Below are 24882 nucleotides of genomic sequence, written 5' to 3'. Positions count from 1 at the left end.
TTGTGAGTTGGGTTTGCCGTTATTGCGGCAATTTGAAATCGATGGTCTGGGTGGCAAAGCCGTCAATCGGCGTGTCACCGCGTTTGGCCGGAATGAACTTCCAGTTCTTTACCGCCGCGACGGCGGCGTCATCCAGTTGTGGCTTGCCGCTGGACTTGGTCACTGTCACCGAACCAGCACGTCCGTTGGCCAACACCTGAATGCGCAGCACCACGCTGCCTTCCCAGTTGCGCCGCAGCGCCAGTGACGGGTACTCCGGCGGCGGGTTGCCAAGGCTGGCAAGGCCGGAAATCGCGGCCGATTCCTTGACCGGGCCCGGCGCGGCGGCCGGGGCCGGTGGCGCGCTCGGTGTCGCCGGCGCAGCGGGAGCGGCCGGTTGTGCCGGGGCGGGCGGGGCTTTTGGCGGCTCGACCTTCTTCACCGGTTTGGGCTTCTCGAGCGGTTTCGGTTTTTCGATCGGCTTGGGTTTCTCCACCGGTTTGGGCGGTGGCTTGACCGCGTCTTCGTCCTCCACCGGTTGTTCCGGCTCCGGAGGGGGCGGCGGTGGCGGTGGTGGTTCCGGTGTGGGCGGTGCCGGTGGCGTCGGGCTGCTCAGCTCGACGGTCATTTCCGGAATCTGCGGCGGCGTCGGCAGGGGCTCGGGCCGGGTCTGCTGGAAAAACCACCAGGCACCGCCGTGTATCAGTGCCGATACCGCGACCAGCAACAGCATCTGCTGCTTGTTCAACCCGCCGGGCTGCGAAGTGTTGGCCGTGAAGGCCGGTCTGCCCGGTGGTGGCGGGACTGGCGCGTCCCGTAACGGCCCCGGCAGGGTTCTGTGCTTTACCGCATCGTTCATTAAAGCTCCCTCGGGTTGATGAAGGGCAATAAGGTGCCGTCCGAACATTTCGTTGATGTTCGAGTGGGTGGGTGTAACTTTCTTTTGGGTGTACGCAAGCCGATAGTTGAACTATCTATTGAATAGGCTTGTGCAGGCTTACTGGCTTAACGCCAATGACTTCGTTTGTTCATTCGCCATTCCCTGGTGTTGTTCTGTATCGGTATGGATTGTTTCAATGGTCGTGATTCATTTTGCAACCGCTGTGCCAAATATTGCTGAAATGTAGCGCGGTTATTTCATGGCTGTTACCCATGTCGCATTTATATAAATTTTACAGACGGTCCCCATTTTATTTAGTGCATGACTGTCCGCGGCCCCGAACGCCGGGGCTTTTTTGCAGGCGAGTCAGACCGGGCGCCGTATCCGCCGGATTAGCCAGATAGAGCCGCTGAGCTCGGGTCCTCCAGGGCGCTTGATGGTGCGCGACGGACTGATTTGGTGCGGGTCAGTGTTTTAGCGGGTCACGGCGCATGTTCCTTGTTTTTGTTTAAATGAAATCAGTATTCCGGATCTGCGTTAGTTGCGTGTGCAGGAACGCTTTTGGTGCAATTAAAAAATCAATTGAAGTTATTGTTCGACAATTTGGCAGTCGCTGATTAACTCAGTGCTGGCTCAACAACTTCATGGGTCTTATTTAAAAAATAAATATCACGCTGCCGTCGGCGCATTATTCAGCGCCAGCAGAGTGGTCGGTTATCAGGTTCAGGTAATGACGTAAATGCGCGGGTGGCCGGTGCTGTTCAGGTGAACTCGACATTGCGCGGATGGGTATAAACAGGCCGTGAAACGGCAGAACGATTGAAGATTCACGCAGTGACCTCCTTGTTGCCAGTTCGGATACGCGAACTTTTGGTCCGGTATCGCACCTTACAAGAACGCGGATAGCGTTCGATGATTGCTCTTGGTGCGGGATGGGCACCGCCAGCGCAGTTTTGCGGGGTTTGAATTCGCAAGTCGCGAATGCATGGGAAAAACGTGCCAAAGCCGATACACCCGCTATAAATAGGGCTACACAGATCCGTCGAGATCGAGGAGGGGGCATGTATCAACTGTACGGACATCGCAATTCGGGTGCTGCAGCCATCGAAGCAGCGCTGGAGTTATGCCAGATCGCCTATCGCTTCATCGATATCGAAGCTTCGAGCGAGGCGGCCGAAGCCCTGGCGCGCCTCAATCCACTGAAACAGGTGCCGACCCTGCAGTTGCCCGATGGCAGTGCGATCACCGAGAGTGTGGCGATTCTGATTCATCTGGGCCTGAGTTTTCCCGAGTCCGGTCTGTTGCCCGCCAAGGCGGCTGATCGCGATCAGGCGATTCGCGGCATGGTCTACATCGCGAGCAATTGCTACGCGGCCATCGGCGTCATCGATTACCCCGAGCGCTGGCTGGTGATGCCGGACGAAGCCTCACGACAGAATCTGATGGCCGGTGCCCGCGAGCGCTTGCACTGGAGTTGGGAAGTATTTGCCGATCAGTTTTCCGCCGAGTTGTACCTGGACGATGAGACGCCCGGCGCCCTGGACGTGCTGGCAGCGGTGGTGACGCGCTGGTCGGGGAGTCGCGAGCACCTGCGCCAGACCCGCCCCGGGTTCTACGCATGGTTGCAGCGCATTGACCGGCACCCGGTGCTGGCGCCTGTCTTCGCCCGGCATTGGCCGGTTTAAGAGTGTAAAGATCAAAAGATCACAGCCTCTGGCAGCTCCTACACTGTTCTCTGTAGGAGCTGCCGGAGGCTGCGATCTTTTGATCTTGCGGATTATTCCCCGCGAATGTACTGCTCCAGCTGCTTGATCAGCTCGGCCTGTTCGGCAATCGCCTCTTTCACCAGGTCGCCGATCGACAGCAGGCCGATCAGCTTGCCGTTCTCCACCACCGGCAAGTGGCGCAGGCGTTTGTCGGACATGATGCCCAGGCAGGTGTCGACGGTCTGGTGGGTGTCCACGGTGATGACGTCCTTGACCATGATGTCGCGCACCGGTGTGCCCACTGACGAGCGCCCGTGCAGCACCAGTTTGCGCGCGTAATCACGCTCACTGATGATGCCGACCACTTTGTCATCTTCCATCACCACCAAGGCCCCGACGTTTTTCTCGGCCATTTTCATCAGCGCTTCGAGCACCATGTGACCGGGATCGATATGGTGCACTTCCTGATTTTTCTGATCTTTGAGCTTGAGCAATTGGGCGACGGTCTTCATGGTGGTTACTCAGGTGTTGTCGTTGTTCTCCAAGCATCGTAGACGCTGGCGCGCAGGGCAAGGTGGCAAAGCGACAGATAGCACGCAAAAAACGTCATTTGCCGAAAATACCTACCCCTGAGCCTGCGCGAAGGGAAACCTTGTGGTGAGGGGATTTATCCCCGATGGGCTGCGAAGTAGCCCCAAACTCATGAAGCCGGATTTTTCTGACACATATCACTGGATGGTTTTGGGCCCGCTACGCAGGCCATCGGGGATGAATCCCCTCGCCACAGGGTATGGGGTTATCCCCTGAATGGCAGCGTAGAATGCCCCTCTGATTCAATTCCTGAGGTTGCAGTGGTGGATTTACAGCAGGGCTTCGTCCTGACCCGGCATTGGCGCGACACCCCGGCCGGCACCGAAGTCGAGTTCTGGCTGGCGACTGACGCCGGACCGCGCCGTGTGCGTCTGGCGCCGCAGACGTCAGTGGCGTTTATCCCCGCTGCACAACGCGAAGCAGCCGAACGTCTGCTGCACGATGAAAAGAATGTCGAGCTGCGCCCGCTGGCCCTGCAGGATTTCGAGCATCGTCCGGTGCTGGGCCTGTATTGCCAGCAACACGGTCAATTGATGCGCCTGGAAACCGCGCTCAACCGCGCCGGGGTCGACGTCTTTGAAGCCGACGTGCGCCCGCCGGAACGCTACCTGATGGAGCGCTTCATCACCGCGCCGGTGCTGTTCAGTGGCAGTGCCGATGACGGCGGCGTCTTGCTCAATGCCCAACTGAAACCCGACCCCAACTACCGACCGCAACTGCGTCTGGTATCGCTGGACATCGAAACTACCGAAACCGGCGAGCTGTATTCCATTGCCCTGGAAGGCTGCGGCCAGCGTCAGGTGTACATGCTCGGCGCACCGAACGGTGATGCGAGCATTGTCGACTTCGATCTCGAATACTGCGATTCGCGCACCGTCCTTCTCAAAAAGCTCAACGACTGGTTCGCCCTCCACGACCCCGACGCGATCATCGGCTGGAACGTCGTGCAGTTCGACCTGCGCGTCCTCCACGAACACGCGCGGCGCCTCGGCGTGCCGCTGAAAATCGGCCGTGGCGGTGAAGAGATGCAATGGCGCGAACACGGCAGTCGCACGCATTTCTTTGCTTCGGCAGCAGGGCGGCTGATCATCGACGGCATCGAATCGCTGCGTTCGGCGACCTGGAGTTTCCCTTCGTTCAGCCTGGAAAACGTCGCCCAGACCTTGCTTGGCGAGGGCAAGGCGATCGACAACCCATACCAGCGCATGGACGAAATCAACCGCATGTTCGCCGAGGACAAACCGGCGCTGGCCAAGTACAACCTCAAGGACTGCGAACTGGTCACGCGGATCTTCGCCAAAACCGAACTGCTGACGTTTTTGCTCGAGCGCGCCAGCGTCACTGGCCTGCCGGCGGACCGCAGCGGCGGCTCGGTGGCGGCGTTTACCCATTTGTACATGCCGCTGATGCACCGTCAGGGTTTCGTAGCGCCGAACCTGGGCACCAATCCGCCACAGGCCAGCCCGGGCGGCTTCGTCATGGATTCACAGCCGGGGCTGTACGAGTCGGTGCTGGTGCTCGATTACAAGAGCCTGTATCCGTCGATCATCCGCACCTTTCTGATCGACCCGGTGGGGCTGATCGAAGGTTTGCAGCACCCGGACGATGCCGATTCGGTTCCGGGTTTTCGCGGCGCGCGTTTCTCGCGCACCCGGCATTGCCTGCCGTCGATTGTCGCGCGGGTCGCCGAAGGTCGCGAGACCGCCAAACGCGAGCACAACGCGCCACTGTCGCAGGCGCTGAAGATCATCATGAACGCGTTCTACGGTGTGCTCGGTTCCAGTGGCTGCCGGTTTTTCGATACGCGTCTGGCGTCGTCGATTACCTTGCGCGGCCACGAGATCATGCTGCGCACGCGCCAGCTCATCGAAGCGCAGGGCCATGCGGTGATCTACGGCGACACCGATTCGACCTTCGTCTGGCTGCGCCGGCCGCACGGTCAGGAGGAGGCGGCGCAGATCGGCCAAGCGCTGGTCAAGCACGTCAACGACTGGTGGCGCGAGCACGTGCGGGAAGCATACGGTCTGCAAAGCGCCCTCGAATTGCAATACGAAACTCACTACAAACGCTTTCTGATGCCGACCATTCGCGGCGCCGAGGAGGGCAGCAAGAAGCGCTACGCCGGACTGGTGACCCGCGCCGACGGCAGTGAAGAAATGGTCTACAAAGGCCTGGAAACCGTGCGCACCGACTGGTCGCTGCTGGCCCGGCAATTTCAGCAGGAGCTCTACGAACGGATCTTCCAGCGCAGGCCGTATCAGGATTACGTGCGTGATTACGTGCGCAAGACTCTGGCTGGCGAGTTCGATGAACGACTGGTCTACCGCAAGCGCCTGCGCCGCACCCTCGACGACTACGAACGCAACGTGCCGCCGCACGTGCGGGCGGCGCGGCTGGCCGATGATTACAACGCGCAGCAGGGTCGCCCACGGCAGTACCAGAATGGCGGCTGGATCAGTTACGTCATCACTCTCGCCGGGCCGGAACCGCTGGAAGTGCGCCGCGCCGCCATCGACTACGACCACTACATCACTCGCCAGCTGCAACCGGTGGCGGATGCGATTCTGCCGTTCGTCGATGACGATTTTTCAACCCTGATCGGGGGGCAACTGGGCCTGTTTTGAGTCCAGTAGCTGCAACGTCCATTCGTCAAGGATGCCATGGAAGTAGCGCTCCAGCGCCTGAGCGAACGGGCAGTCGTCGGCGCTGAACTGCGCAAACAGGGTCATCGAGGAGTGGAATTTCAGGTCGTCGGGGTGGCCGAAAATTTCGGCTATCGAGCGCTGACGGATGTTCAGCACCAGTTGCGTGCAGGTGCGCAGCCGTGCGCCAAGCAGATCGTGGGCCAGATAGGCCTGCGCCTCTTCGGCGGATTGAATGGCGTAACGCCGGGACATCTCGCTGCCACCCAGCCCGGCGAACTGCGGGAACACAAACCACATCCAGTGACTGCGTTTGCGCCCTTCATCGAGTTCGCGCTGAACCCGTTCGAACACCGGGTCCTGCGCCTGGACGAAACGCTGCAGATTGAACGGATCGTACTGATCAGTGCTTCTCATGACGAAGCCCTCGCCAACGGCCAGCGACTCAGACCATCGCCAGCCGTTGCTTGCGTTGTGGCGCTTTGAATACCTGATCCAGCGCCGCCAGATCCCCGGCATCCAGTTGCAACTGCGCCGCTTGTGCATTGAGTTGCACGTGTTCCGGTCGCACAGCCTTGGGAATCGCAATCACACCATCCTGGCGCAGAATCCACGCCAGTGAAACCTGTGCCGGGCTAACGTTGTGACGAGTGGCAATCGTGTTCAGCACCGGTTCAGCCAGCATCGCACCGCCCTGACCGATCGGGCAGTACGCCATCAATGGCATGCGTTGCTGCTGGCACCATGGCAGCAGATCGAATTCGACGCCGCGCTCTTCCAGGTTGTACAGCACCTGATTGGTCGCACAGGCCGGGGAAGACAGTTCTTCGAGATCATCGACATCAAAATTCGACACGCCCCAACGGCCAATCTTGCCGTCCTCGCGCAGGCGTTCGAAGGCTTCGACGGTTTCCTCCAGCGGATACTGGCCGCGCCAATGCAGCAGATAGAGTTCGATGTAATCGGTGCCGAGCCGGCGCAGACTGCGTTCGCAGGCTTGCGGGATACCTTTGCGGCTGGCGTTGTGCGGATAGACCTTGCTCACCAGAAACACCTGATCGCGCAGGCCCGCGATGGCTTCGCCGACGACAGTTTCGGCACCGCCTTCGGCGTACATTTCTGCGGTATCGATGAGGGTCATGCCCAGTTCGATGCCTTGGCGCAGCGCGGACACTTCACGCGAGTGCGCCGAGCGGTCTTCGCCCATGCGCCAGGTGCCTTGGCCGATCACTGGAACCTGCACGCCTGCCAGTTCAAGGGTACGCATTCAAACCTCCTGTGCTGATGGTCATACCTTAGTGGGCAGCAGGATAGCGCAGGGGTTCCAATGGCCTCCAGAAAGGAGTGGATCGGGGTTGTGGCGAGGGGATTTATCCCCGATGGGCGCGCAGCGCCCCCAAGAAGCAGGGTTGCTGCGCAACCCATCGGGGATAAATCCCCTCACCACAAGGCCGGTGTTATTTCGCGGAGAACTTCAACACCACGCTATGGCTATAAGTCTGCCCCGGATCCAGCCGCGTGCTCGGGAAGTCCGGCTGATTCGGCGCATCCGGATAGTGCTGCGTTTCCAGGGTAAACGCGCCCCAGTGCGGATAGACCTTGCCGCCCTTGCCTTTGACCGTGCCGTCGAGGAAGTTGCTGGTGTAGAACTGCACGCCTGGCTCGCTGGTGAACAGCTGCAGATGCCGTCCGGATTGCGGATCACTGACCTCGGCGGCAACTTTGCTCACATCACCTTTTGTGTCCAGCACCCAGTTGAAATCAAAGCCGCCCTGTTTCGGTTCGGCGAATTTCAGCTGCGGGTGATCAGCCTTGATGTGCGTGCCGATGGCAGTGGGCCGGGTGAAGTCCATCGGCGTGCCGGCCACGGACGCCAGTTCGCCGGTCGGGATCAGTTTGCCGGTGACCGGGGTGTAATGGCTGGCGTGCAAGGTGGCCACCTGCTTGAGGATGTCGCCATTGCCGGCACCGGCGAGGTTGAAGTAGCTGTGGTTGGTCAGGTTGAGCACCGTCGGTTTATCGGTGCTGGCCTTGTAGTCGATGCGCAACTCGTTGTTGTCGGTCAGGCGGTAGGTCACTTCGGTGGTGAGATTGCCGGGGAAGCCCATTTCACCGTCCGCCGACAGATAGGTGAGGGTCACGCCGACTGAATCCTTGTCCTTGGTTTCCTGCGCTTTCCAGACTTTCTTGTCGAAACCCTGGGTGCCGCCATGCAAGGCGTTGGACTTGTCGTTCTGCGGCACTTGATAGCGCTTGCCGTCGAGTGCGAATGCACCCTCGGCCAGGCGATTGCCGAAGCGGCCGATGGTCGCGCCGAAATACGCCGTGCCTTTCTGGTAACCCTGGACATCGTCGAAACCGAGCACCACGTCAGCGGCTTTGCCGTGTTTGTCCGGTACTAGCAGCGATTGCAAGGTGGCGCCGTAGGTGATGACGGTCGCCTGCATGCCGTGGCTGTTGCGCAGGATGTATTGCTCGACGGGCGTGCCGTCATTGGTTTTGCCAAAGGCTTTGTGTTCGGCGCTCAGGCCGGCTGCGTTGGCGGAGAGGGTGGCGATCATCAGGGACAGTCCGAGGCCGGAAAGCAGGTGACGGGATTGAAGCATGGTTGACCTTCCTTTTTGTTGTTGTTTTGAAAACACCACAATTCCCCTGTAGGAGCTGCCGCAGGCTCGGGCCGCGTTCGGACGATCTTTTGATCTTGATTCTAAAAACGAAGGTCAAAAGATCGCAGCCTTCGGCAGCTCCTACAGGTAACTAGTCAATCTATTTTGGTTGTTTAAGGAGATTTATAGCTGATTGATCGTATATTTCAACAATAAAGACTGACTAATTGGCTTGGCGCTCATTCGCCGCCGATCAACCGGGCAGATCCGCCACTGCACTTTTTTGCAATTGCCGGCTCTATCCATGGCCAGGATGCGGCGACGCCCGCCGCGCAGGAATGTGCCCGTTCGAGAATTCATGCCGAGAGCTTTTCACCCGATCATCCGATTTGTTCGCCGCCCGTGTCTGCTGCTGGCCTGTCTGTCATCGCTGTTTGTCAGCGGTTGCACGCACCAGACCGGCAACGGTTTCATCGCTCAGATGCGTGACGGTCAACCGCAGGAATTCCTGCAGACCAGCGTCGACCGCATGGCCACATTGGCGATGCGCGACAACCTCAACAGTCTTTATCGGTTGATGGGCAAGCTGTATTTGCGCAACCCGGAAGAACTGCGCAAGTCTGGGTTCCTCGACATCAACACCGCGGTGAAACAGGTGCGCCTGGCGGTCGAGCAGCAGCAACCGTTGCCGGTTTTGGGCGGGCGCAAGGATCTGGCGGCGCTCAGCTATGCGATGAGTCCGGAGTTTCTCGGGGATCGGGTCGGCGCCTTCATCTATGCCATCGGCAGCATGCTGGTCACCGCTCATGGCAACCGTGTCGAGTTCTACATGACCGACGCAATCAACCCGACCTTCGTCCACAACGCCGCGCGTAACATCGAGAAAGCCACGTGGATCCTGGCCCAGCGCCAGAACAAGGAAGGCCAGCCGCTGCTGTTCTCCAATGAAATCTCGGAGGAGGGCAGCAACCTGAGCTTCGCCACCGAATTCGGCAAGATCGTCGCGCGACTCGACTTGCTGACGCAGATGCTCGATGAGCGTTACCGGCGTATTGGCCTGAATTACGCGCAGAGCCTGCTGTTCCTGAATTTCCTCCCGGTGCAGTGAACCCTGTAGGAGCTGCCGCAGGCTGCGATCTTTTGACCTGGATCTTAAAAAACCAAGTCAAAAGATTCCAGCCTGCGGCAGCTCCTACAGGGGTTGGTGGTGTAAGTTGTATACAGTTTCAAATAAAAATTAGCTCAAAAGGGAGCTGCACCTGTCATGACCGACTCCGCAAGCACCGACTTCAACCGCATCGACCGCGTCGCCCGTACAGAAAAACTGCCGTACGCCGCGTTACTGGCGTTCGCCATGACCGGCTTCATCGCCATCCTCACCGAAACTCTGCCGGCCGGGCTGCTGCCGCAGATCGGCGCCGGGCTCGGAGTCAGTGAAGTGCTCGCCGGGCAACTGGTGACGCTGTATGCGCTGGGTTCGATTGTCGCGGCGATTCCGTTGACCGTGGCCACCCGGGGCTGGCCACGGCGCCGGGTGCTGCTGATGACGGTCGGTGGTTTCCTGCTGTTCAACACTGTGACCACGTTCTCCAGCCATTACGGCCTGACCCTCGCGTCGCGCTTTCTCGCCGGGATGGCCGCAGGACTGTCGTGGGGCATCATGGCCGGGTACGCCCGCGGGATCGTGCCGGTGCACCAGCAGGGGCGGGCGCTGGCAATCGCGATGCTGGGTACCCCGGTGGCGCTGTCGCTGGGTACCCCGGCGGGGACGTGGCTGGGTAACCTGATCGGCTGGCGTGCGTCGTTCGGGATCATGTCGGCGCTGGCATTGGTGCTGGCGGCGTGGATTGTGCTGGCGGTGCCTGATCGTCCGGGCCAGGCCAGCGCCGAGCGCCTGCCGTTGCTGCAGTCATTGCGCCTGCCGGGCGTGCGGCCGGTGCTGTTCGTGGTGCTGACCTGGATGCTCGGGCACAACATTCTCTACACCTACATTGCGCCTTTCCTGATGCAAGCCGGATTGGCCGAGCGCGTCGATCTGGTGCTGCTGGTGTTCGGCCTGTGTTCGCTGGTCGGGATCTGGATTATCGGTTTGCTGGTGGATCGCTGGCTGCGCTGGCTGACCCTGATCAGCCTCGCGGCATTTGCCGTGACTGCACTGGTGCTGGCGCTGATGTCTGCGTCGCCGTGGCTGATCTACACCTGCACGGCCGTGTGGGGCCTGTCATTTGGCGGCTCGGCAACGTTGCTGCTGACGGCTGCGGCGGATTCGGCTGGCGAGCATGTGGACGTGGTGCAGGCGATGCTCACCACGTCCTGGAACGTGGCAATTGCCGGCGGCGGCCTGTTTGGCGGGTTGCTGCTGGATCAGGCGGGGGCAATGTCGTTTCCGTGGGCGCTGTTGATCCTGTCGCTGATTGCGCTGGCAACGGTGTGGATCAACCGGCATCACAGTTTCAAGCCGGGCCGGCGCGTGCACTGAACCACACCTCCAGTGTAGGAGCTGCCGGAGGCTGCGATCTTTTGATTTTGTCTTTTAATCAAGATCAAAAGATCGAAGCCTCCGGCAGCTCCTACAGTGTTAGATGTAGGAATCGGGCATAACGATAGACCGCATCGATATATGTGGTTATATGAAAAATCGCTATGCTGCGGGCCAGATTTTTCCTGTCGTTTTTCTGGACGTCTTAATGGAATTGGCAAATTTCGGCCTGGTCATCGCCGGGCTGGTGGTGGGTTTTATTGTCGGCATGACCGGTGTCGGCGGCGGTTCGTTGATGACGCCGATCCTGCTGTGGTTCGGTATCAACCCGGCAACCGCGGTGGGCACTGACCTATTGTACGCGGCCATCACCAAATCCAGTGGCGTACTGGTTCACAAGAAGAACAACAACATCGATTGGGCGATCACCGGTTGGCTGACCCTTGGCAGCGTGCCGGCAGTCGCCCTGACCTTGTGGTTTCTCAGCAGTCTGCACACCGCGCCCGAGGCGATGAACGCGATCATCAAGCAAGCCTTGGGCTGGGTGTTGTTCGCCACCGCGCTGGCGATTCTGTTCAAGAAGCGCCTGCTCGAATTCGCCCATAACCGCGCGGGCGGCAACTACAACCCGAGCGGCGCGCGCCTGAACGTAATGACCGTGGTCACCGGTCTGATCCTCGGCACCATGGTCGCCCTGACCTCGATCGGCGCCGGCGCCCTCGGCACGGTCGCGTTGTTCATTCTTTATCCGCTGCTGCCAACCCGCCGTCTGGTCGGCACCGAAATTGCCCATGCCGTACCGCTGACCCTGGTTGCGGGTCTTGGCCACGCGAGCATGGGCAACATGGATTGGGGCGTGCTGGGTTTCCTGCTGATGGGTTCGCTGCCGGGCATCTGGCTGGGCAGCCACCTGACTGGGCGCATTTCCGATGAATTGCTGCGCCCGTGTCTGGCGACCATGTTGCTGTTGATCGGCTATAAACTGGCGTTCTGATGTAGGAGCTGCCGAAGGCTGCGATCTTTTGATCTTCGTTTTTACGATCAAGATCAAAAGATCGCAGCCTGCGGCAGCTCCTACACTGGGGTATGAAGGATGTTGAATTTCATGACGGTCACCGGCAAATCCTCGTAGACCAGATCCTCGACCACCTCCCAATCCAACCCCGCATACAGCGATTGCGCAGCGTCGGTGTACAGATACAACTCAGTCACTCCCAGCGTCGCCGCCTCGGCGACGATCCTGTTGACCAGTTGCGAAGCAATCCCGCGTCCACGCTCCTCGGCCTTCACATAAACCCCCGCCAGCCACGGCGTCAGTTGCGGGCGGATCTTCATGTCGCTGTCGATCAGCAGCGCGCCACCGAGCAATCGGCCGTCTTCAATGGCCACCACCACGCTGGGAACCGCACCCTTGCCGCAGGCGGCGCGCATCCGTTCGGTACGAGCCTCAAGGGTATCGCCGTCGCGGAATTCGCCCCATTCCTTGAAATTGAGTTCGGCCAGTTCCTCAATCAAATGCGGGTGATCGCACAGGTAGTCGATGTGCATGGGCTGAACTCCTTTTCATGGGCGGAACAGCCAGCCTAATGCGCTCATAAAAGGTAATCAAATCCGCGTCACGATTACGCCGATGCGGTTGCGCAATGACGCGGCTGACCTAAGCTTCTGACAAGGCGAAACATATTTGCCGGGCACAGGTCCGGAACAATCGCCGCGATGCGCAATCATTAGAGCGTGGATATCAAAAGGAGATGCGCATGCTCATCAGGTCACTGACCCTGACACTCTTGCTGGCGATTGCCGGCCCCTTGTTCGCCGCTGACAACGATTCGCCCATAGCCGGGGATATGGGACGGGCCCGACCGTTGATCGTGATCGCACAAAGCACCGTCGACCCCGTGTGGGTAGGGTTGAAAAAGTCGCTGGAAGATCCGGCGAACAAGAAAGGTGTGACCGACCGCAACATCAAGGTCTACACCATCCTCAATATGGCCGGTCAGCTCGACGGCAAGGATCTCGGCCAGCAGGACACCATGGCCCTGTTGCGCTCGCTGAAGCTGGGCGCCGGGGCGTACCCGAAAGTGTTCCTGCTGGGCAAGGACGGCGAGACCAAACTCTCGGCCTCGGGCGATGAAGCGAAGTCGGTGGACCTGAAGAAAATCTTCGAGACCGTCGATGCACTGCCGGCCAGCGAAAAGGAAATCAGCGCACCGACGGTCGCTGAAACCAAGGCCACCGCCGCCGAACCGGCAGCCAAGAAAGGCGAGAAGGGCGCCAAGGCGAGCAAACCGGCGAAACCAAGCAAACCACCGGAAATGCCGGATGATTGACGGCATGGTCTGAATCAAAAAAATGGGCGACCTCTACAGGTCGCCCATTTTTATTGCCCGCCAATAAGATCGCAGCCTGCGGCAGTTCCTGCATGGGGCCGGTGCAGGAGCTGCCGCAGGCGGCGATCATTTGATTTTCAGTTGGTCAAAACGCTGAGGATCGTGTGAGCAATCTTCACCCGCTCCGGAATCGGAAAGTTCTTGTTCGCCAGAATCACCACGCCGACATCCTTCGACGGCACAAACGCCACGTAACTGCCAAAGCCACCCGTAGACCCGGTTTTGTTCAGCAGCACATTATCCGCCTGCGGTTGCGGCGGGTTGAGCCACTTCACCTTGTGCGGCTGCATGGCCATTTCTGTACTGTTACCGGCCAGCAAGCGGTCGAGGCTGATCGGGTAACGGTACATTTCCCAACCCAGGCCTTGGGTCATGTCGCCGACGGTGTAGTAACCGGTGTGGGTGTTGGCGATGGCTTGTTGCAGTGGGGCTTCCAGGCTTGTCGGTTTCAGGTTGGCCTGAACGTAACGCAGCATGTCGGCGGCGCTGGTTTTCACGCCATAGGCTTGCGCATCCATCGCGCCCGGGGTGACGCGCACCGGTTGGTTGTTCTTGTCGTAGCCCTGCGCGTACAGGTTCATTTGCGCTTTCGGCACTTGCAGGTAGGTGTGTTGCAGGCCGAGTTTCGGCAGCAGGGTTTCACTCATTGCCTGATCATAGGGCTGGCCAAGAGTCTTGGCGGCCAGATAGCCGAACAGGCCCAGGCTCGGGTTGGAGTAAAGACGCTGGCTACCGGCCGGGAAGCTCGGTTTCCACTGTTGGTAATAGTCGAGCATCTTGTCCGCCGAATCCCACTGGTCAGGGAATTGCAGCGGCAGGCCACCAGCGCTGTAGGTGCCCAGTTGCAGTACGCTGATGTTGTCGAAAGCGCTGCCTTTCAGTTCCGGCCAGAGCTGGCTGGCTTTGGTCGACAGGTCCAGTTTGCCGGTCGCCTGCGCGTAGCCCGCCAGGGTCGCGGCAAAGGTTTTACTCACCGAGCCGATTTCGAACAGGGTGTTTTCGCTGACTTTCTGCCCGGTATCCTTGGCGGCGACGCCGTAATTAAAGTAATGCGGTTGGCCGTGGACGGTGACAGCCACGGCCAGGCCCGGAACCTGTTGTTGCTGCATCACCGGGGTGACGGCTTTATTTACCAAGGCTTGCAATTGCTCGTCGCTGGGTGTGGCGGCCATGCACGTGGTAGCAGCGAAAATCACGCCAAATGCGCTGCAGATGTTGACTTTGCTCGGATTGATGAACGACATGTGTGACCCACTCTCCATGAGTGTTGAGGGTGATATCCCGCTACACTGCGGGCGATTTTCTTGTTGGGCGACTGATCAGTGCCGTCAATTTAGGCAGTCCGGCGGCGATCGACAAACGATGAAAACTCGGACGAGCCATTAGAAAAATTCGGGACTGGGCATGATTCGACCTCAATTGCCGCTCAATGCACTGCGCGCTTTCGAAGCTTCTGCGCGTCATTTGAGCTTCACCCGCGCCGCGGTGGAGTTATGCGTGACCCAGGCGGCGGTGAGCCATCAGGTCAAAAGCCTCGAAGCGCAACTCAGCGTCACCCTGTTCAAACGCCTGCCCCGTGGGCTGATGCTGACCAGTGAAGGCGAGACCCTGTTGCCCGTTCTGACCACGTCGTTCGATCACATCGCGCAAATGCTCGAGCGGCTGGCGGGCGGTCAGTATCGGGAAATGTTGACCGTGGGTGCCGTGGGAACCTTTGCGGTCGGTTGGCTGCTGCCACGGCTGGCAGACTTCCAGGCGAAACATCCGCTCATAGATTTGCGACTGTCGACTCACAACAACCGGGTCGATGTCGCCGCCGAAGGCCTGGATTACGCGATTCGTTTCGGTGCCGGGGCTTGGCATGGCATCGAGGCCACGCGCTTGCTCGATGCGCCACTGTCGGTGTTGTGCGTGCCGGAAATTGCCCGGCAGTTGCAATCCCCGGGTGACCTGTTGCAGCAGCGTTTGCTGCGCTCGTATCGCACCGATGAATGGCCACAGTGGTTTCACGCCGCCGGTCTGGCGACCCACGCCGCGCCGCCGCAGAGCATCGTGTTCGACTCGTCGCTGGCGATGATGGAGGCCGCGCTGCAGGGCAGCGGCGTAGCGCTGGCACCGCCGCTGATGTTTGCCCGGCAATTGGCGGCGGATGTGATTCGTCAGCCGTTTGCGATTGAAATCACCACCGGCAGTTATTGGCTGACGCGTTTGCAGTCGCGGCCGGAGACGGTGGCGATGAGTGCGTTCAAAAACTGGTTGCTGCAAATCTCTGCCTGACACAAATCCTTTGCAGGAGCTGCCGCAGGCTGCGATCGCTTGACTTTGATTTTTGAAGATCAAGACCAAAAGATCGCAGCCTGCGGCAGCTCCTACAGGGCAAATGTCAACGCACCAGGCACGGCCGCTTGTTATCGAACGTCCACCCCGGAATCAAAAACTGCATCGCCACGCTGTCATCTCGCGCACCGAGGCCCATGCCTTTATACAGCTCATGAGCCTTGGCCACTTGGTCCATGTCCAGCTCCACGCCCAGCCCCGGTTTCTGCGGCACTTGCACGCAACCGTCGACAATTTGCAGCGGCGCCTGGGTCAGGCGCTGGCCGTCCTGCCAGATCCAGTGCGTGTCGATGGCGGTGATGTCACCCGGTGCTGCGGCCGCGACATGGGTGAACATCGCCAAAGAGATATCGAAGTGGTTGTTGGAGTGCGAGCCCCAGGTCAGGCCCCACTCGTGGCACAGTTGCGCGACACGCACCGAGCCTTGCATGGTCCAGAAGTGCGGGTCGGCCAATGGGATGTCCACCGACTGCAACTGAATGGCGTGGCCCATTTCACGCCAGTCGGTGGCGATCATGTTGGTCGCCGTCTTCAATCCGGTGGCGCGGCGAAATTCGGCCATGACTTCACGCCCGGAGTAACCGTTTTCCGCACCGCAAGGGTCTTCGGCATAAGCCAGCACGTGATGCTGATCGCGGCACAAGCGGATCGCTTCCTTCAGTGACCACGCACCGTTCGGATCGAGGGTGATACGCGCCTCGGGAAAGCGTTCGGCCAGTGCCGTCACGGCTTCGATTTCCGCATCACCGCTGAGCACGCCGCCCTTGAGTTTGAAATCCTGGAAACCGTATTTTGCGTGGGCCGCTTCGGCCAGACGCACCACCGCTTCGGCGCTCATGGCCTTCTCGTGACGGACGCGGAACCAGTCGTTATCGGCGTCCGGTTCGCTGCGGTAGGCGAGGCTGGTTTCGCGCTGGTCACCGACGTAAAACAGATAGCCGAGCATCTTCACTTGGTCGCGCTGCTGGCCTTCGCCGAGCAGCGCCGCGACCGGCACTTCGAGGTGCTGGCCGAGCAAGTCGAGCAGGGCGGCTTCGAGTCCGGTCACTGCGTGAATGGTGATGCGCAGGTCGAACGTCTGCAGGCCACGGCCGCCGGCGTCACGCTCGGCGAAGGTCTGGCGCACCTGATTGAGGATTTTCTGATAGTTGCCGATCGGGTTGCCGAGCACCAGGCTGCGAGCATCCTCCAGCGTCTGGCGGATGCGCTCGCCACCGGGCACTTCACCGACGCCGGTGTGCCCGGCGTTGTCCTTGAGAATAACGATGTTGCGGGTAAAAAACGGCCCGTGGGCGCCACTCAAGTTGAGCAACATGCCATCGTGGCCGGCCACTGGAATCACTTGCATGGCGGTGATGATCGGCGCTTTGGCGGTGTCGTGTGCAGTCATGGTTTTGATCCTAATCAGACAGAGTTCAGGCGTGCTTCGGCGCGGCTTCGGCCACGGCAAGGTCAGCAGCCGGTTTCGGTGTGGTGCGGGCCGCGAAGACGATGATCGCGGCGATGATCGAGGTCGCGGCCAGACCGTAGAGGCCGCCCTGAATCGAGCCAGTGTGTTGTTCCAGCAGGCCGAAGGTGGTGGGCGCGACGAAGCCGCCGAGGTTGCCCACCGAGTTGATCAGCGCAATCACCGCTGCGGCGATTCGCGCATCCAGATACGCCTGCGGAATCGGCCAGAACAACGAGGAGGCGGACTTGAAGCCGAGCGCGGCAAAACAGATCGCGACAAAGGCAAAAATCGGCCCGCCAGTGGTGGACATGAACATCCCCGCCGCGGCGATCAACAACGCGGTGGCGACCCAGGCCTGCTGATGCTTCCACTTGGCTGAGAAGGCAGCGAAGGCGTACATGCCGATGATCGACAGCAGCCACGGAATCGAGTTGAACAGCCCGACCTGGAAATCGCTCATCTCGCCCATTTTCTTGATGATGCTTGGCAACCAGAACGTCGCGGCGTAGATGGTCAGCTGGATAAAAAAGTAGATCAGGCAGAACAGGATGATCTGTCGGTCCTTGAGCAGTTTGGCCATTGAAGGTCGGATCGGCGTCGCCGCTTCGCGAGCCTTCTGTTCGTCATCGATGGCGCTGACCAGTGCGTCCTGTTCGGCGCGGGTCAGCCATTTCGCGTCGTGAGGTTTGGCGTCGAGCCAGAACCAGACGAACACGCACAGCCCGACCGAGAACATCCCCTCGATGAAGTACATCCATTGCCAGCCGTGCATGCCCAGGCCGTTGATCTGCAACAGCAGGCCGGACAATGGGCCGGAGATCAGCGAGGCCACCGCCGAACCACTGAGGAAAATCGCGATGGCCTTGCCGCGTTCGGCGCCGGGTAGCCAGCGAGTGAAGTAGTAGATCACCCCGGGAAAGAATCCGGCCTCGGCCACGCCAAGCAGAAAGCGCAGGATGTAAAAGTGCGTTTCGTTCTGGATGAATGCCATGCCGGCGGCGACCAGGCCCCAGGTGAGCATGATGCGGGTCAGCCAGATACGTGCGCCGACTTTCTGCAGGAGCATGTTGGACGGCACTTCGAATAGCGCGTACCCGATGAAGAACAGACCGGCGCCGAAGCCGTAGGCGGCCGCCCCGATGCCCAGGTCATGTTCCATGTGAGTGCGGACGAAACCGATGTTCACCCGGTCAATGTAATTGACGATGAACATGATCACGAAGAGCGGCAGGACGTGGCGTTTCACTTTCGAGATGGCGGACGCGAGTGTCGAATCGACGCCCTCGTTGATCCCGGAGACGGAGGTTTTCACTTGGTTTTCTCCCACTGATTATTTTTATGCGGGGGTAGGGCTGGTGCTGCGTTGTTGATAGACATCATACAACTTGGATTTTTTGTCCTACAAGTGGGGTGCGGTGATTAATTTTTTCTGGCGGGCTGGTTTTTTATTGCTTTTTTGTCAATTCATCCCTGTTTATTGGGATTGTATGGAGGTTTAGCTGGTTGTCGGTGTTAAGGAAACTGCTATTCGCCATTGTTCCTGGGTCTGTCGCGAATCCCGTATTTCCGGTTTTCTTGAGTGTTGTCATACAAGTCGACGCTTTTTCCAGGACTAAAATCAATCTTGTCAGCCACCGTGCAGTGCTACGATCCGCAAGCCCCGATGACCGGAATCGATCATGCAAGAAAATCTTGACGCTCCCGCGCCCAAACGTGCGCATAACCTCGCCCATGATCTGGTGGAGAAACTCACCCAGAGCATCCTGCTTGGTCAGATGTCGCCCGGCGACAAGCTGCCGTCGGAGAACGCCATCGTTCAGGAGCACGGCGTCAGTCGCACGGTGGTGCGCGAGGCGATTTCCAAGTTGCAGGCGTCAGGGCTGGTGGAGACGCGGCACGGCATTGGCACTTTTGTCATCGAACGCGCCGCCGAGCAGGGTTTGCGCCTGAATGTCGACACCGCGCTCGGCGTGCGCAGCATTCTTGAATTGCGCATGGGCCTGGAAACTCAGGCCGCCGCATTGGCCGCACAACGGCGCAGCGAACAACAATTGCTGCACATGCGCCAGGCGCTGGATGACTATCAGCGTCTGCTGGACAGCAACGACAGTTGCGTCGAGGCGGATCGACGTTTTCATCTGCTGATCGCCGAAGCCACCGGCAACGTCTGCTTCAGCGAAATCATGCAGCATCTGGGCAGCGCGATGATTCCGCGTCAGCGGCTCAACGCGGCCGAGCGTGGGGCGGCGGATTTGAGCAAGCTGGGGCAGTTGGCGCATCTGGAGCACGAAGCGATCCTGAATGCGATCAAGCGCCAGGACCCGGACGCAGCGCGCGCGGCAATGTGGTTGCACCTGACCAACAGCCGCGACCGCTTCGGTGCGCAGGGCTGATTGCCGTTGGTCTGCTTGATGGCACGGCCTGCGCAGGCCTGCTTCCAAGCGGTATGGCCCGGGTTTTCCGGACCTCCTTGGTGAGGTGTGTCATGGCGAATGATTTGCTGTTTCAGGGTGGTGTGCTGCCGACCGATCCGACCCGTCCGGTGCCCGGCACGGATGAGCCGACACTGGCCGATCACGATGCGCCACCGGGCATGAGTCCCGGGCGCGATCCGTTGAGTGATGCCGATCGGCCGGAAGACTGGAAGGACCCGGCGGCAGACGATGATGTGCCGCCGGCGGATGAGCCGACGCCGTTGTCGGATGATCGCCGGTAGTGAAAAACCCGGCTCTGGTGCCGGGTTTTTTTGGTCGGTCAGTGGCGGGGTGTTTTGTTCATGCCGGCCTCTTGGCGGGCAAGCCTGCTCCCACAGTGGTTGTTGGTGGCATGGGATTTTGTGTTCAACACAACCCCTGTGGGAGCTGGCTTGCCAGCGATGGCGGCCGCAATGTCGCTGAAGATCAGTGACGCCTGCAAGGTGTTGCGTATCCTCATACCGGATTGGCAGCTACATCCCGCATCAGCAACCCAAAGCGCAAATCCACCGCATCCGGAATCGGCAGATACACCGTGTGCCCATCTCCTGGTGCCACCTCGATCGCCTCACCCTTGGCACTCTGCAACTGGTGCAGATCAAAGTGGAAATTGCCTTTGGGCGTCATCAGTTCCAGGTGGTCGCCCAGTGCAAACCGGTTTTTCACCTTGACCTCGGCCAACCGGTCACGGCGCTCACCGGTGAGTTCGCCGACGAATTGCTGACGTTCCGACACCGAGCTGCCGTTCTGATAATTCTGGTATTCGTCATGCACATGCCGGCGCAGGAAACCTTCGGTGTAGCCGCGCTGGGCCAGTGATTCGAGGTCGGTCATCAGGCTGCGATCGAACTCGCGTCCGGCTACGGCATCGTCGATTGCCCGGCGATAAACCTGGGTAGTACGTGCGCAATAGAAGTGCGACTTGGTGCGACCCTCGATCTTCAGCGAATGCACGCCCATGCGCGTCAAGCGTTCGACGTGCTGCACCGCGCGCAGATCCTTGGCGTTCATGATGTAGGTGCCGTGCTCGTCTTCAAACGCCGGCATCAATTCATCGGGACGATTGGCTTCCTGCAGCAGGAACACCTGATCGGTCGGCGCGCCAATGCCCAGGGTCGGCTCGGGCTGGAAGCTCTGCACGATCTCGCCGAGCTGGTTTTCCGTGGCCTCCTGTGCCGAATATTTCCAGCGGCAGGCGTTGGTGCAGGTGCCTTGGTTGGCGTCGCGCTTGTTCATATAGCCCGACAACAGGCAGCGCCCGGAGTAAGCCATGCACAGCGCGCCGTGGACGAACACTTCCAGTTCCATGCCCGGCACCTGTTCGCGGATTTCAGCGATTTCCTCCAGTGACAATTCCCGCGACAGGATGATCCGGCTCAGGCCTTGTTGCTGCCAGAACTCGACGCTCGCCCAGTTCACCGTGTTGGCCTGCACCGAAAGGTGGATCGGCATCTGCGCAAAATGCCGGCGCACCAGCATGATCAGGCCCGGGTCAGACATGATCAGGGCATCCGGCGCCATCTCGATCACCGGCGCCAGGTCCTTGAGGAAGGTCTTCAGCTTGGCATTGTGCGGGGCGATGTTGACCACCACGTAGAAGCGCTTGCCCTGGGCCTGCGCTTCGCGAATACCGAGGGCGAGGTTGGCGTGGTCGAACTCGTTGTTACGCACCCGCAGACTGTAGCGCGGCTGGCCGGCGTAGACCGCATCGGCGCCGTAGGCGAAGGCATAACGCATGTTCTTCAGGGTGCCGGCGGGGGCCAGCAGCTCCGGGGCGGCGAGGGGGAGGTCAGGGATCATGGCGGCATCGGTCGCAAAAGCGCGGCAGGGTAGTGCAGCGGCAACTGCGGTTTATTGATCTGGATCTATCTTTGCGCGGGTGCCGCTGATCTGTGCCGCGCCGGCACCATGACAAGGTCCCGCTGCATCAGGTGCAGCGAGCTGCTTCTACCAGGCGATCTATGCTCCATGAACAAAGATGGCACTCGTGCACGCCCCGGTGGACTAAGGTTCGAGGCGTGCGTGACGCCTGACTGACATGGATCGGACATGAACGAAAAAACGCTGCAATTCAAATCCCTCACCGTGCTGTTGCTGTTGGTGACGGTCGCCTTCATCTGGATCCTGCTGCCGTTCTACGGTGCGGTGTTCTGGGCGGTGATTCTCGGCATTCTGTTTGCGCCGATGCAGCGCAAGTTACAGCTCAAATTCGGCTGGCAGCGCAACCTGACCGCGCTTTGCACGCTGGGCATTTGTCTGGTGATCGCGATTCTCCCGGTGATCATTCTCAGCATCCTGTTGGTGCAGGAAGGCGCGACGGTGTACAACAACATCGAAAGCGGTCAACTGGACATCGGTGCTTACCTGGCACAGTTCAAACACAGCTTGCCCCCTTACTTTCAGCATTTGCTCGATCGCTTCGGCATGGGCGAACTCAACGGTCTGCGCGAGAAAATCGTCAAGGCGTCGATGCAGGGCAGTCAGGTGCTGGCCAGTCAGGCCTTCAGTTTCGGCCAGGGCACATTCGAGTTTGTGGTCAGCTTCGGCATCATGCTGTACCTGCTGTTTTTCTTTCTGCGCGATGGCGCCGAACTGGTACGCAAGGTACGCACCGCAGTGCCGCTGGAAGAGACCCACAAACGCCGTTTGCAGTTGAAGTTCAACCGGGTGGTACGGGCGACGGTGAAGGGCAACCTGGTGGTGGCGGTCACTCAGGGCGCATTGGGCGGGGCGATTTTCTGGTTTCTCGACATCCCCAGCGCGTTGCTCTGGGCGGTGCTGATGGGCTTTCTGTCGCTGTTGCCGGCGGTGGGCGCGGGAATCGTCTGGGCGCCAGTGGCGGTGTACTTCCTGCTCAGCGGGATGATCTGGCAGGGCGTGGTGTTGGCGCTGTTCGGGGTATTTGTGATCGGTCTGGTGGACAACGTGCTGCGCCCGATTCTGGTCGGCAAAGACACGCGCATGCCCGACTACATGATCCTGATCTCGACCCTCGGCGGCCTCGCAGTGTTCGGCCTCAACGGTTTCGTGATCGGGCCGTTGATCGCGGCGCTGTTCATGTCGAGCTGGGCGCTGTTTATCGAGACCAAACCGAAAGTCCAGTTGCCTTAAGCGTGGAACGGCGCGCTGACGATTTTCTGCGACAGTGCCTGCGCTGCCGGGAGCGAAGTCAGCGGGCCGCTGATGGGCTCACCGTCGCGCACCAGATACCAGCAGGCGAGCAATCCCGACGCTCTGAGCGATGCGGGAACAGCGCTGCCGATGACCGACATGATTTGAACCTGAGCCATGACCAGTACCTCCATCAATCTGTGGAGCTACCTTAGGGATTCGCTGTGCTCAGGGACAATCAACGCTCTCGATAGTGGTCATTGATAACAGTGAGGACGGGTTCAGTCGACAACCTGGTCGAGCATGTGCACCACTTCGCGCTCGTTGAGCAAGCCCTTGTGCACCAGGTTCTCCGCCAGCAGCGAAAGGAACTTGGCGCAGCGGTGGCCCTCCAGGTGTTTGAGTTCGGTCAGCGCGCTGTACACCTTGCTTGAAGTGCACAGGCCGACGATGCGGTGCGGATTCTGAGTAGGCATGGGTCGTCCTTGTTGTTATCAACCTGTTGTTTACGGACGGATTCAGATTGCGGTTCCGTCATGACAAATCGATGACCGTTCTGTGTTTTGTCCCCAACGGTCAAGTCCATCATGCCGACTTTAGCCGCTGGAACTGTCCTCACAGCGACCTTGGCAAGATTTTTTCAGACGTTGCCCGACCGACGGTCATAAAAAAGCCCCGCTATAAAGCAGGGCTGTTTGTTGGCGATTACCAGCGCGGGCCACCGTAGTAGCCGTGTGGCCGGCCGTAATAGCCGCGTGGTGGGCCGTAGTAGACCGGGCCAGGCACGTAGACCGGTTGTTGCACGTAAACCGGGGCCGGCTGGTAATAGACCGGTGGCGGCGGTTGTTGCACATAAACCGGTGCCGGTTGAGCGTAAACAGGCTGTTGTACGTAGACTGGCCGGTCCTGGTTGATCAGCGCCGAGCCGATGATGGCCGAGCCGACGATCGCACCAAACACGGCCGGACCCTGCCAGCCACCGCCGTGGGCTTCTGCCTGACCTGTGATCGCGAATGCACCAATCAACAAGGCCACGATGGGGAGTTTACGAATCATGATAATTCCTCGGTTCTTCGACCCGGCGTCCGGGCCTGCACCAGGCCCAACGTTGTCGCGGGGATACTTCTATGACAGCGAAATTCTGAAAATCAGCACTGCCGCTGGGTAAATTTTGTGTAAGGTCTGTACCGGCTTCTTTACCGGTGGGTCAAAGGGGCACGCGGCCCGTTGCAGACAGGCGCTTATGATCGTTCAGAACCCGATGGAATGGCTAACTCCGTCCATCCGAAAGTCCGTTTGAAGGAGAAGTTTCATGCAGATGAATCCCAACAAAGACACCCAGCTGTGCATGTCCCTGTCCGGGCGCCCGGGGAATTTCGGTCTGCGTTTTCATAACCATTTGTACGAGCAGTTGGGCCTGAACTTCTATTACAAGGCGTTCAGCAGTCAGGATCTGCCGGGGGCTGTCGGCGGGATTCGTGCGCTGGGGATTCGCGGTTGCGGCGTGTCGATGCCGTTCAAGGAAGCGTGCATCGCACTGGTCGATGAGCTGGATGCGTCGGCGGCGGCGATCCAGTCGATCAACACCATCGTCAACACCAACGGTCATCTCAAGGCCTATAACACCGATTACATCGCTATCGCCCAGCTGCTGGAAACCCACGCGGTGCCAAAGGATACGACGTTCGCCCTGCGCGGCAGCGGCGGCATGGCCAAAGCGGTGGCCAGCGCCTTGCGCGATGGTGGTTACAAAAATGGCTTGATCGTTGCGCGTAACGAGCGCGCCGGGCAGGCGCTGGCGGACTCGCTGGGTTACCGCTGGCGGGCCGAGTTGGGTGAAGAACGTCCGCAGATGCTGATCAACGTCACCCCGGTGGGCATGGACGGCGGGCCGGAGGCGGGGCAACTGGCGTTCGAGCCTGAAGTGATCCAGGCAGCCGGGATCGTGTTCGATGTGGTAGCGATTCCGTCGGAAACACCGCTGATCGTGCGTGGGCGGGCTGAGGGCAAGAAGGTGATCACCGGGCTGGAAGTGATTGCGATCCAGGCGCTGGAGCAGTTTGTGCTGTACACCGGGGTGCGGCCGAGTGAAGAGCAGTTTGCGGCGGCGGTAAATTTCGCCCGCAGCTGATGTTCTGGATTATGTGTCGGATGAGTTGGCCCCATCGCTGGCAAGCCAGCTCCCACAGGTGTCAGGTTGCAACACAACTAGGTTAGCAACCACAAATCCTGTGGAA

The 24882-nt window shown here is 59.8% G+C and carries 24 protein-coding genes; 11 read left to right on the top strand and 13 right to left on the bottom strand.

Annotated features, from left to right (window positions below):
* Positions 1-19: 19 nt before the first annotated feature.
* Positions 20-838, bottom strand: coding sequence for an energy transducer TonB (locus L6D63_RS18710; RefSeq protein WP_131670100.1), 819 nt, complete (start codon positions 836-838; stop codon positions 20-22).
* Positions 839-1920: 1082 nt separating this feature from the next.
* Between L6D63_RS18710 and L6D63_RS18705 the strand changes: the two genes are divergently transcribed.
* Positions 1921-2544, top strand: a complete 624-nt coding sequence (locus L6D63_RS18705) for a glutathione S-transferase N-terminal domain-containing protein (protein WP_047291518.1) — start codon at positions 1921-1923, stop codon at positions 2542-2544.
* Between the two features lie 92 nt (positions 2545-2636).
* Here L6D63_RS18705 and L6D63_RS18700 read toward each other — a convergent pair whose 3' ends face one another.
* Positions 2637-3077, bottom strand: coding sequence for a CBS domain-containing protein (locus L6D63_RS18700; RefSeq protein ID WP_027613875.1), 441 nt, complete (start codon positions 3075-3077; stop codon positions 2637-2639).
* 342 nt (positions 3078-3419) lie between these two features.
* Here L6D63_RS18700 and L6D63_RS18695 point away from each other — a divergent pair, with 342 nt between their 5' ends.
* Positions 3420-5780, top strand: a complete 2361-nt coding sequence (locus tag L6D63_RS18695) for a DNA polymerase II (RefSeq protein WP_236170368.1) — start codon at positions 3420-3422, stop codon at positions 5778-5780.
* On the opposite strand, the gene L6D63_RS18690 is transcribed toward L6D63_RS18695, so the two are convergent.
* The 3 genes from L6D63_RS18690 to L6D63_RS18680 form a co-directional block, all read right to left on the bottom strand.
* On the bottom strand, positions 5745-6215 hold the full coding sequence (locus tag L6D63_RS18690) for a DUF1810 domain-containing protein (protein WP_095667002.1): 471 nt from the start codon (positions 6213-6215) through the stop codon (positions 5745-5747). The genes L6D63_RS18695 and L6D63_RS18690 overlap by 36 nt on opposite strands.
* 28 nt (positions 6216-6243) lie before the next feature.
* Positions 6244-7065: an aldo/keto reductase gene (locus tag L6D63_RS18685; protein ID WP_131670102.1), complete on the bottom strand. Its 822-nt coding sequence runs from the start codon at positions 7063-7065 to the stop codon at positions 6244-6246.
* A gap of 190 nt (positions 7066-7255) precedes the next feature.
* Entirely contained in the window at positions 7256-8404 is a 1149-nt protein-coding gene (locus L6D63_RS18680; RefSeq protein ID WP_131670103.1) for an aldose epimerase family protein, read from the bottom strand.
* A 358-nt stretch (positions 8405-8762) separates the two neighbouring features.
* On the opposite strand from L6D63_RS18680, the gene L6D63_RS18675 reads away from it, so the two are divergent.
* The 3 genes from L6D63_RS18675 to L6D63_RS18665 all read left to right on the top strand — a co-directional run bounded on the left by L6D63_RS18675 (position 8763) and on the right by L6D63_RS18665 (position 11877).
* Positions 8763-9512 carry a hypothetical protein gene (locus L6D63_RS18675; RefSeq protein ID WP_047291528.1) on the top strand — a complete coding sequence of 250 codons (750 nt, stop codon included), beginning with the start codon at positions 8763-8765 and terminating at the stop codon, positions 9510-9512.
* Positions 9513-9668: 156 nt separating this feature from the next.
* Positions 9669-10883 (top strand): MFS transporter, encoded by a 1215-nt coding sequence (locus L6D63_RS18670; protein WP_047291530.1) that lies wholly within the window; start codon positions 9669-9671, stop codon positions 10881-10883.
* Positions 10884-11091: 208 nt separating this feature from the next.
* Positions 11092-11877 (top strand): sulfite exporter TauE/SafE family protein, encoded by a 786-nt coding sequence (locus L6D63_RS18665; RefSeq protein ID WP_047291532.1) that lies wholly within the window; start codon positions 11092-11094, stop codon positions 11875-11877.
* An 80-nt stretch (positions 11878-11957) separates the two neighbouring features.
* Here the strand turns inward: L6D63_RS18665 and L6D63_RS18660 are convergent, their stop codons facing one another.
* A complete protein-coding gene (locus L6D63_RS18660; RefSeq protein WP_131670104.1) occupies positions 11958-12431 on the bottom strand; it encodes a GNAT family N-acetyltransferase in 474 nt (157 codons plus the stop codon).
* Between the two features lie 209 nt (positions 12432-12640).
* On the opposite strand from L6D63_RS18660, the gene L6D63_RS18655 reads away from it, so the two are divergent.
* On the top strand, positions 12641-13213 hold the full coding sequence (locus L6D63_RS18655; protein ID WP_131670105.1) for a DUF4174 domain-containing protein: 573 nt from the start codon (positions 12641-12643) through the stop codon (positions 13211-13213).
* A 137-nt stretch (positions 13214-13350) separates the two neighbouring features.
* Here L6D63_RS18655 and ampC read toward each other — a convergent pair whose 3' ends face one another.
* Positions 13351-14517: a class C beta-lactamase gene (gene ampC / locus L6D63_RS18650; RefSeq protein ID WP_131670106.1), complete on the bottom strand. Its 1167-nt coding sequence runs from the start codon at positions 14515-14517 to the stop codon at positions 13351-13353.
* A 160-nt stretch (positions 14518-14677) separates the two neighbouring features.
* On the opposite strand from ampC, the gene L6D63_RS18645 reads away from it, so the two are divergent.
* On the top strand, positions 14678-15550 hold the full coding sequence (locus L6D63_RS18645) for a LysR family transcriptional regulator (RefSeq protein ID WP_131670107.1): 873 nt from the start codon (positions 14678-14680) through the stop codon (positions 15548-15550).
* Between the two features lie 106 nt (positions 15551-15656).
* On the opposite strand, the gene gudD is transcribed toward L6D63_RS18645, so the two are convergent.
* A complete protein-coding gene (gene gudD, locus L6D63_RS18640; protein ID WP_131670108.1) occupies positions 15657-17000 on the bottom strand; it encodes a glucarate dehydratase in 1344 nt (447 codons plus the stop codon).
* Positions 17001-17025: 25 nt separating this feature from the next.
* Complete coding sequence (locus tag L6D63_RS18635; protein WP_121184685.1) at positions 17026-18372, bottom strand: MFS transporter; 1347 nt, start codon at positions 18370-18372, stop codon at positions 17026-17028.
* Between the two features lie 367 nt (positions 18373-18739).
* Here L6D63_RS18635 and L6D63_RS18630 point away from each other — a divergent pair, with 367 nt between their 5' ends.
* Positions 18740-19453 (top strand): FadR/GntR family transcriptional regulator, encoded by a 714-nt coding sequence (locus tag L6D63_RS18630; RefSeq protein ID WP_095666993.1) that lies wholly within the window; start codon positions 18740-18742, stop codon positions 19451-19453.
* A gap of 92 nt (positions 19454-19545) precedes the next feature.
* Positions 19546-19776: a hypothetical protein gene (locus L6D63_RS18625; RefSeq protein WP_007965409.1), complete on the top strand. Its 231-nt coding sequence runs from the start codon at positions 19546-19548 to the stop codon at positions 19774-19776.
* 214 nt (positions 19777-19990) lie between these two features.
* Here the strand turns inward: L6D63_RS18625 and trhP are convergent, their stop codons facing one another.
* Positions 19991-21334, bottom strand: coding sequence for a prephenate-dependent tRNA uridine(34) hydroxylase TrhP (gene trhP, locus L6D63_RS18620; RefSeq protein WP_131670109.1), 1344 nt, complete (start codon positions 21332-21334; stop codon positions 19991-19993).
* A 249-nt stretch (positions 21335-21583) separates the two neighbouring features.
* Between trhP and L6D63_RS18615 the strand changes: the two genes are divergently transcribed.
* Positions 21584-22645, top strand: coding sequence for an AI-2E family transporter (locus L6D63_RS18615; RefSeq protein ID WP_121184694.1), 1062 nt, complete (start codon positions 21584-21586; stop codon positions 22643-22645).
* Here L6D63_RS18615 and L6D63_RS18610 read toward each other — a convergent pair.
* From L6D63_RS18610 to L6D63_RS18600, 3 genes are all read right to left on the bottom strand, one after another.
* On the bottom strand, positions 22642-22824 hold the full coding sequence (locus L6D63_RS18610; protein WP_041074091.1) for a hypothetical protein: 183 nt from the start codon (positions 22822-22824) through the stop codon (positions 22642-22644). The two genes, L6D63_RS18615 and L6D63_RS18610, sit on opposite strands and share 4 nt — an antisense overlap.
* A gap of 102 nt (positions 22825-22926) precedes the next feature.
* The gene (locus L6D63_RS18605; RefSeq protein WP_025108897.1) at positions 22927-23121 is read right to left on the bottom strand and encodes a hypothetical protein; all 195 of its coding nucleotides are present in this window, start codon (positions 23119-23121) and stop codon (positions 22927-22929) included.
* A 229-nt stretch (positions 23122-23350) separates the two neighbouring features.
* Positions 23351-23701, bottom strand: a complete 351-nt coding sequence (locus tag L6D63_RS18600; protein WP_007965394.1) for a hypothetical protein — start codon at positions 23699-23701, stop codon at positions 23351-23353.
* Between the two features lie 256 nt (positions 23702-23957).
* Here L6D63_RS18600 and L6D63_RS18595 point away from each other — a divergent pair, with 256 nt between their 5' ends.
* Positions 23958-24776 carry a shikimate 5-dehydrogenase gene (locus L6D63_RS18595; protein ID WP_095666990.1) on the top strand — a complete coding sequence of 273 codons (819 nt, stop codon included), beginning with the start codon at positions 23958-23960 and terminating at the stop codon, positions 24774-24776.
* Positions 24777-24882: the final 106 nt, after the last annotated feature.

This window comes from Pseudomonas parakoreensis, from assembly GCF_021602155.1.
Lineage (GTDB): Bacteria > Pseudomonadota > Gammaproteobacteria > Pseudomonadales > Pseudomonadaceae > Aquipseudomonas > Aquipseudomonas parakoreensis.
Note: the sequence above shows the minus strand (reverse complement) of the source record. Positions and strands in the feature narration are given on the sequence as shown.

What these genes read in the sequence shown, in the direction of transcription:
- ampC (WP_131670106.1), bottom strand. Translation starts at nt 14,517, where the DNA reads ATGTCGTTCATCAATCCGAGCAAAGTCAACATCTGCAGCGCATTTGGC.
- L6D63_RS18595 (WP_095666990.1), top strand. Translation starts at nt 23,958, where the DNA reads ATGCAGATGAATCCCAACAAAGACACCCAGCTGTGCATGTCCCTGTCC.
- L6D63_RS18600 (WP_007965394.1), bottom strand. Translation starts at nt 23,701, where the DNA reads ATGATTCGTAAACTCCCCATCGTGGCCTTGTTGATTGGTGCATTCGCG.
- L6D63_RS18625 (WP_007965409.1), top strand. Translation starts at nt 19,546, where the DNA reads ATGGCGAATGATTTGCTGTTTCAGGGTGGTGTGCTGCCGACCGATCCG.
- L6D63_RS18675 (WP_047291528.1), top strand. Translation starts at nt 8,763, where the DNA reads ATGCCGAGAGCTTTTCACCCGATCATCCGATTTGTTCGCCGCCCGTGT.
- L6D63_RS18670 (WP_047291530.1), top strand. Translation starts at nt 9,669, where the DNA reads ATGACCGACTCCGCAAGCACCGACTTCAACCGCATCGACCGCGTCGCC.
- L6D63_RS18655 (WP_131670105.1), top strand. Translation starts at nt 12,641, where the DNA reads ATGCTCATCAGGTCACTGACCCTGACACTCTTGCTGGCGATTGCCGGC.
- L6D63_RS18605 (WP_025108897.1), bottom strand. Translation starts at nt 23,121, where the DNA reads ATGCCTACTCAGAATCCGCACCGCATCGTCGGCCTGTGCACTTCAAGC.
- L6D63_RS18610 (WP_041074091.1), bottom strand. Translation starts at nt 22,824, where the DNA reads ATGGCTCAGGTTCAAATCATGTCGGTCATCGGCAGCGCTGTTCCCGCA.
- trhP (WP_131670109.1), bottom strand. Translation starts at nt 21,334, where the DNA reads ATGATCCCTGACCTCCCCCTCGCCGCCCCGGAGCTGCTGGCCCCCGCC.
- L6D63_RS18680 (WP_131670103.1), bottom strand. Translation starts at nt 8,404, where the DNA reads ATGCTTCAATCCCGTCACCTGCTTTCCGGCCTCGGACTGTCCCTGATG.
- L6D63_RS18705 (WP_047291518.1), top strand. Translation starts at nt 1,921, where the DNA reads ATGTATCAACTGTACGGACATCGCAATTCGGGTGCTGCAGCCATCGAA.
- L6D63_RS18615 (WP_121184694.1), top strand. Translation starts at nt 21,584, where the DNA reads ATGAACGAAAAAACGCTGCAATTCAAATCCCTCACCGTGCTGTTGCTG.
- L6D63_RS18630 (WP_095666993.1), top strand. Translation starts at nt 18,740, where the DNA reads ATGCAAGAAAATCTTGACGCTCCCGCGCCCAAACGTGCGCATAACCTC.
- gudD (WP_131670108.1), bottom strand. Translation starts at nt 17,000, where the DNA reads ATGACTGCACACGACACCGCCAAAGCGCCGATCATCACCGCCATGCAA.
- L6D63_RS18685 (WP_131670102.1), bottom strand. Translation starts at nt 7,065, where the DNA reads ATGCGTACCCTTGAACTGGCAGGCGTGCAGGTTCCAGTGATCGGCCAA.
- L6D63_RS18660 (WP_131670104.1), bottom strand. Translation starts at nt 12,431, where the DNA reads ATGCACATCGACTACCTGTGCGATCACCCGCATTTGATTGAGGAACTG.
- L6D63_RS18700 (WP_027613875.1), bottom strand. Translation starts at nt 3,077, where the DNA reads ATGAAGACCGTCGCCCAATTGCTCAAGCTCAAAGATCAGAAAAATCAG.
- L6D63_RS18665 (WP_047291532.1), top strand. Translation starts at nt 11,092, where the DNA reads ATGGAATTGGCAAATTTCGGCCTGGTCATCGCCGGGCTGGTGGTGGGT.
- L6D63_RS18645 (WP_131670107.1), top strand. Translation starts at nt 14,678, where the DNA reads ATGATTCGACCTCAATTGCCGCTCAATGCACTGCGCGCTTTCGAAGCT.
- L6D63_RS18690 (WP_095667002.1), bottom strand. Translation starts at nt 6,215, where the DNA reads ATGAGAAGCACTGATCAGTACGATCCGTTCAATCTGCAGCGTTTCGTC.
- L6D63_RS18710 (WP_131670100.1), bottom strand. Translation starts at nt 838, where the DNA reads ATGAACGATGCGGTAAAGCACAGAACCCTGCCGGGGCCGTTACGGGAC.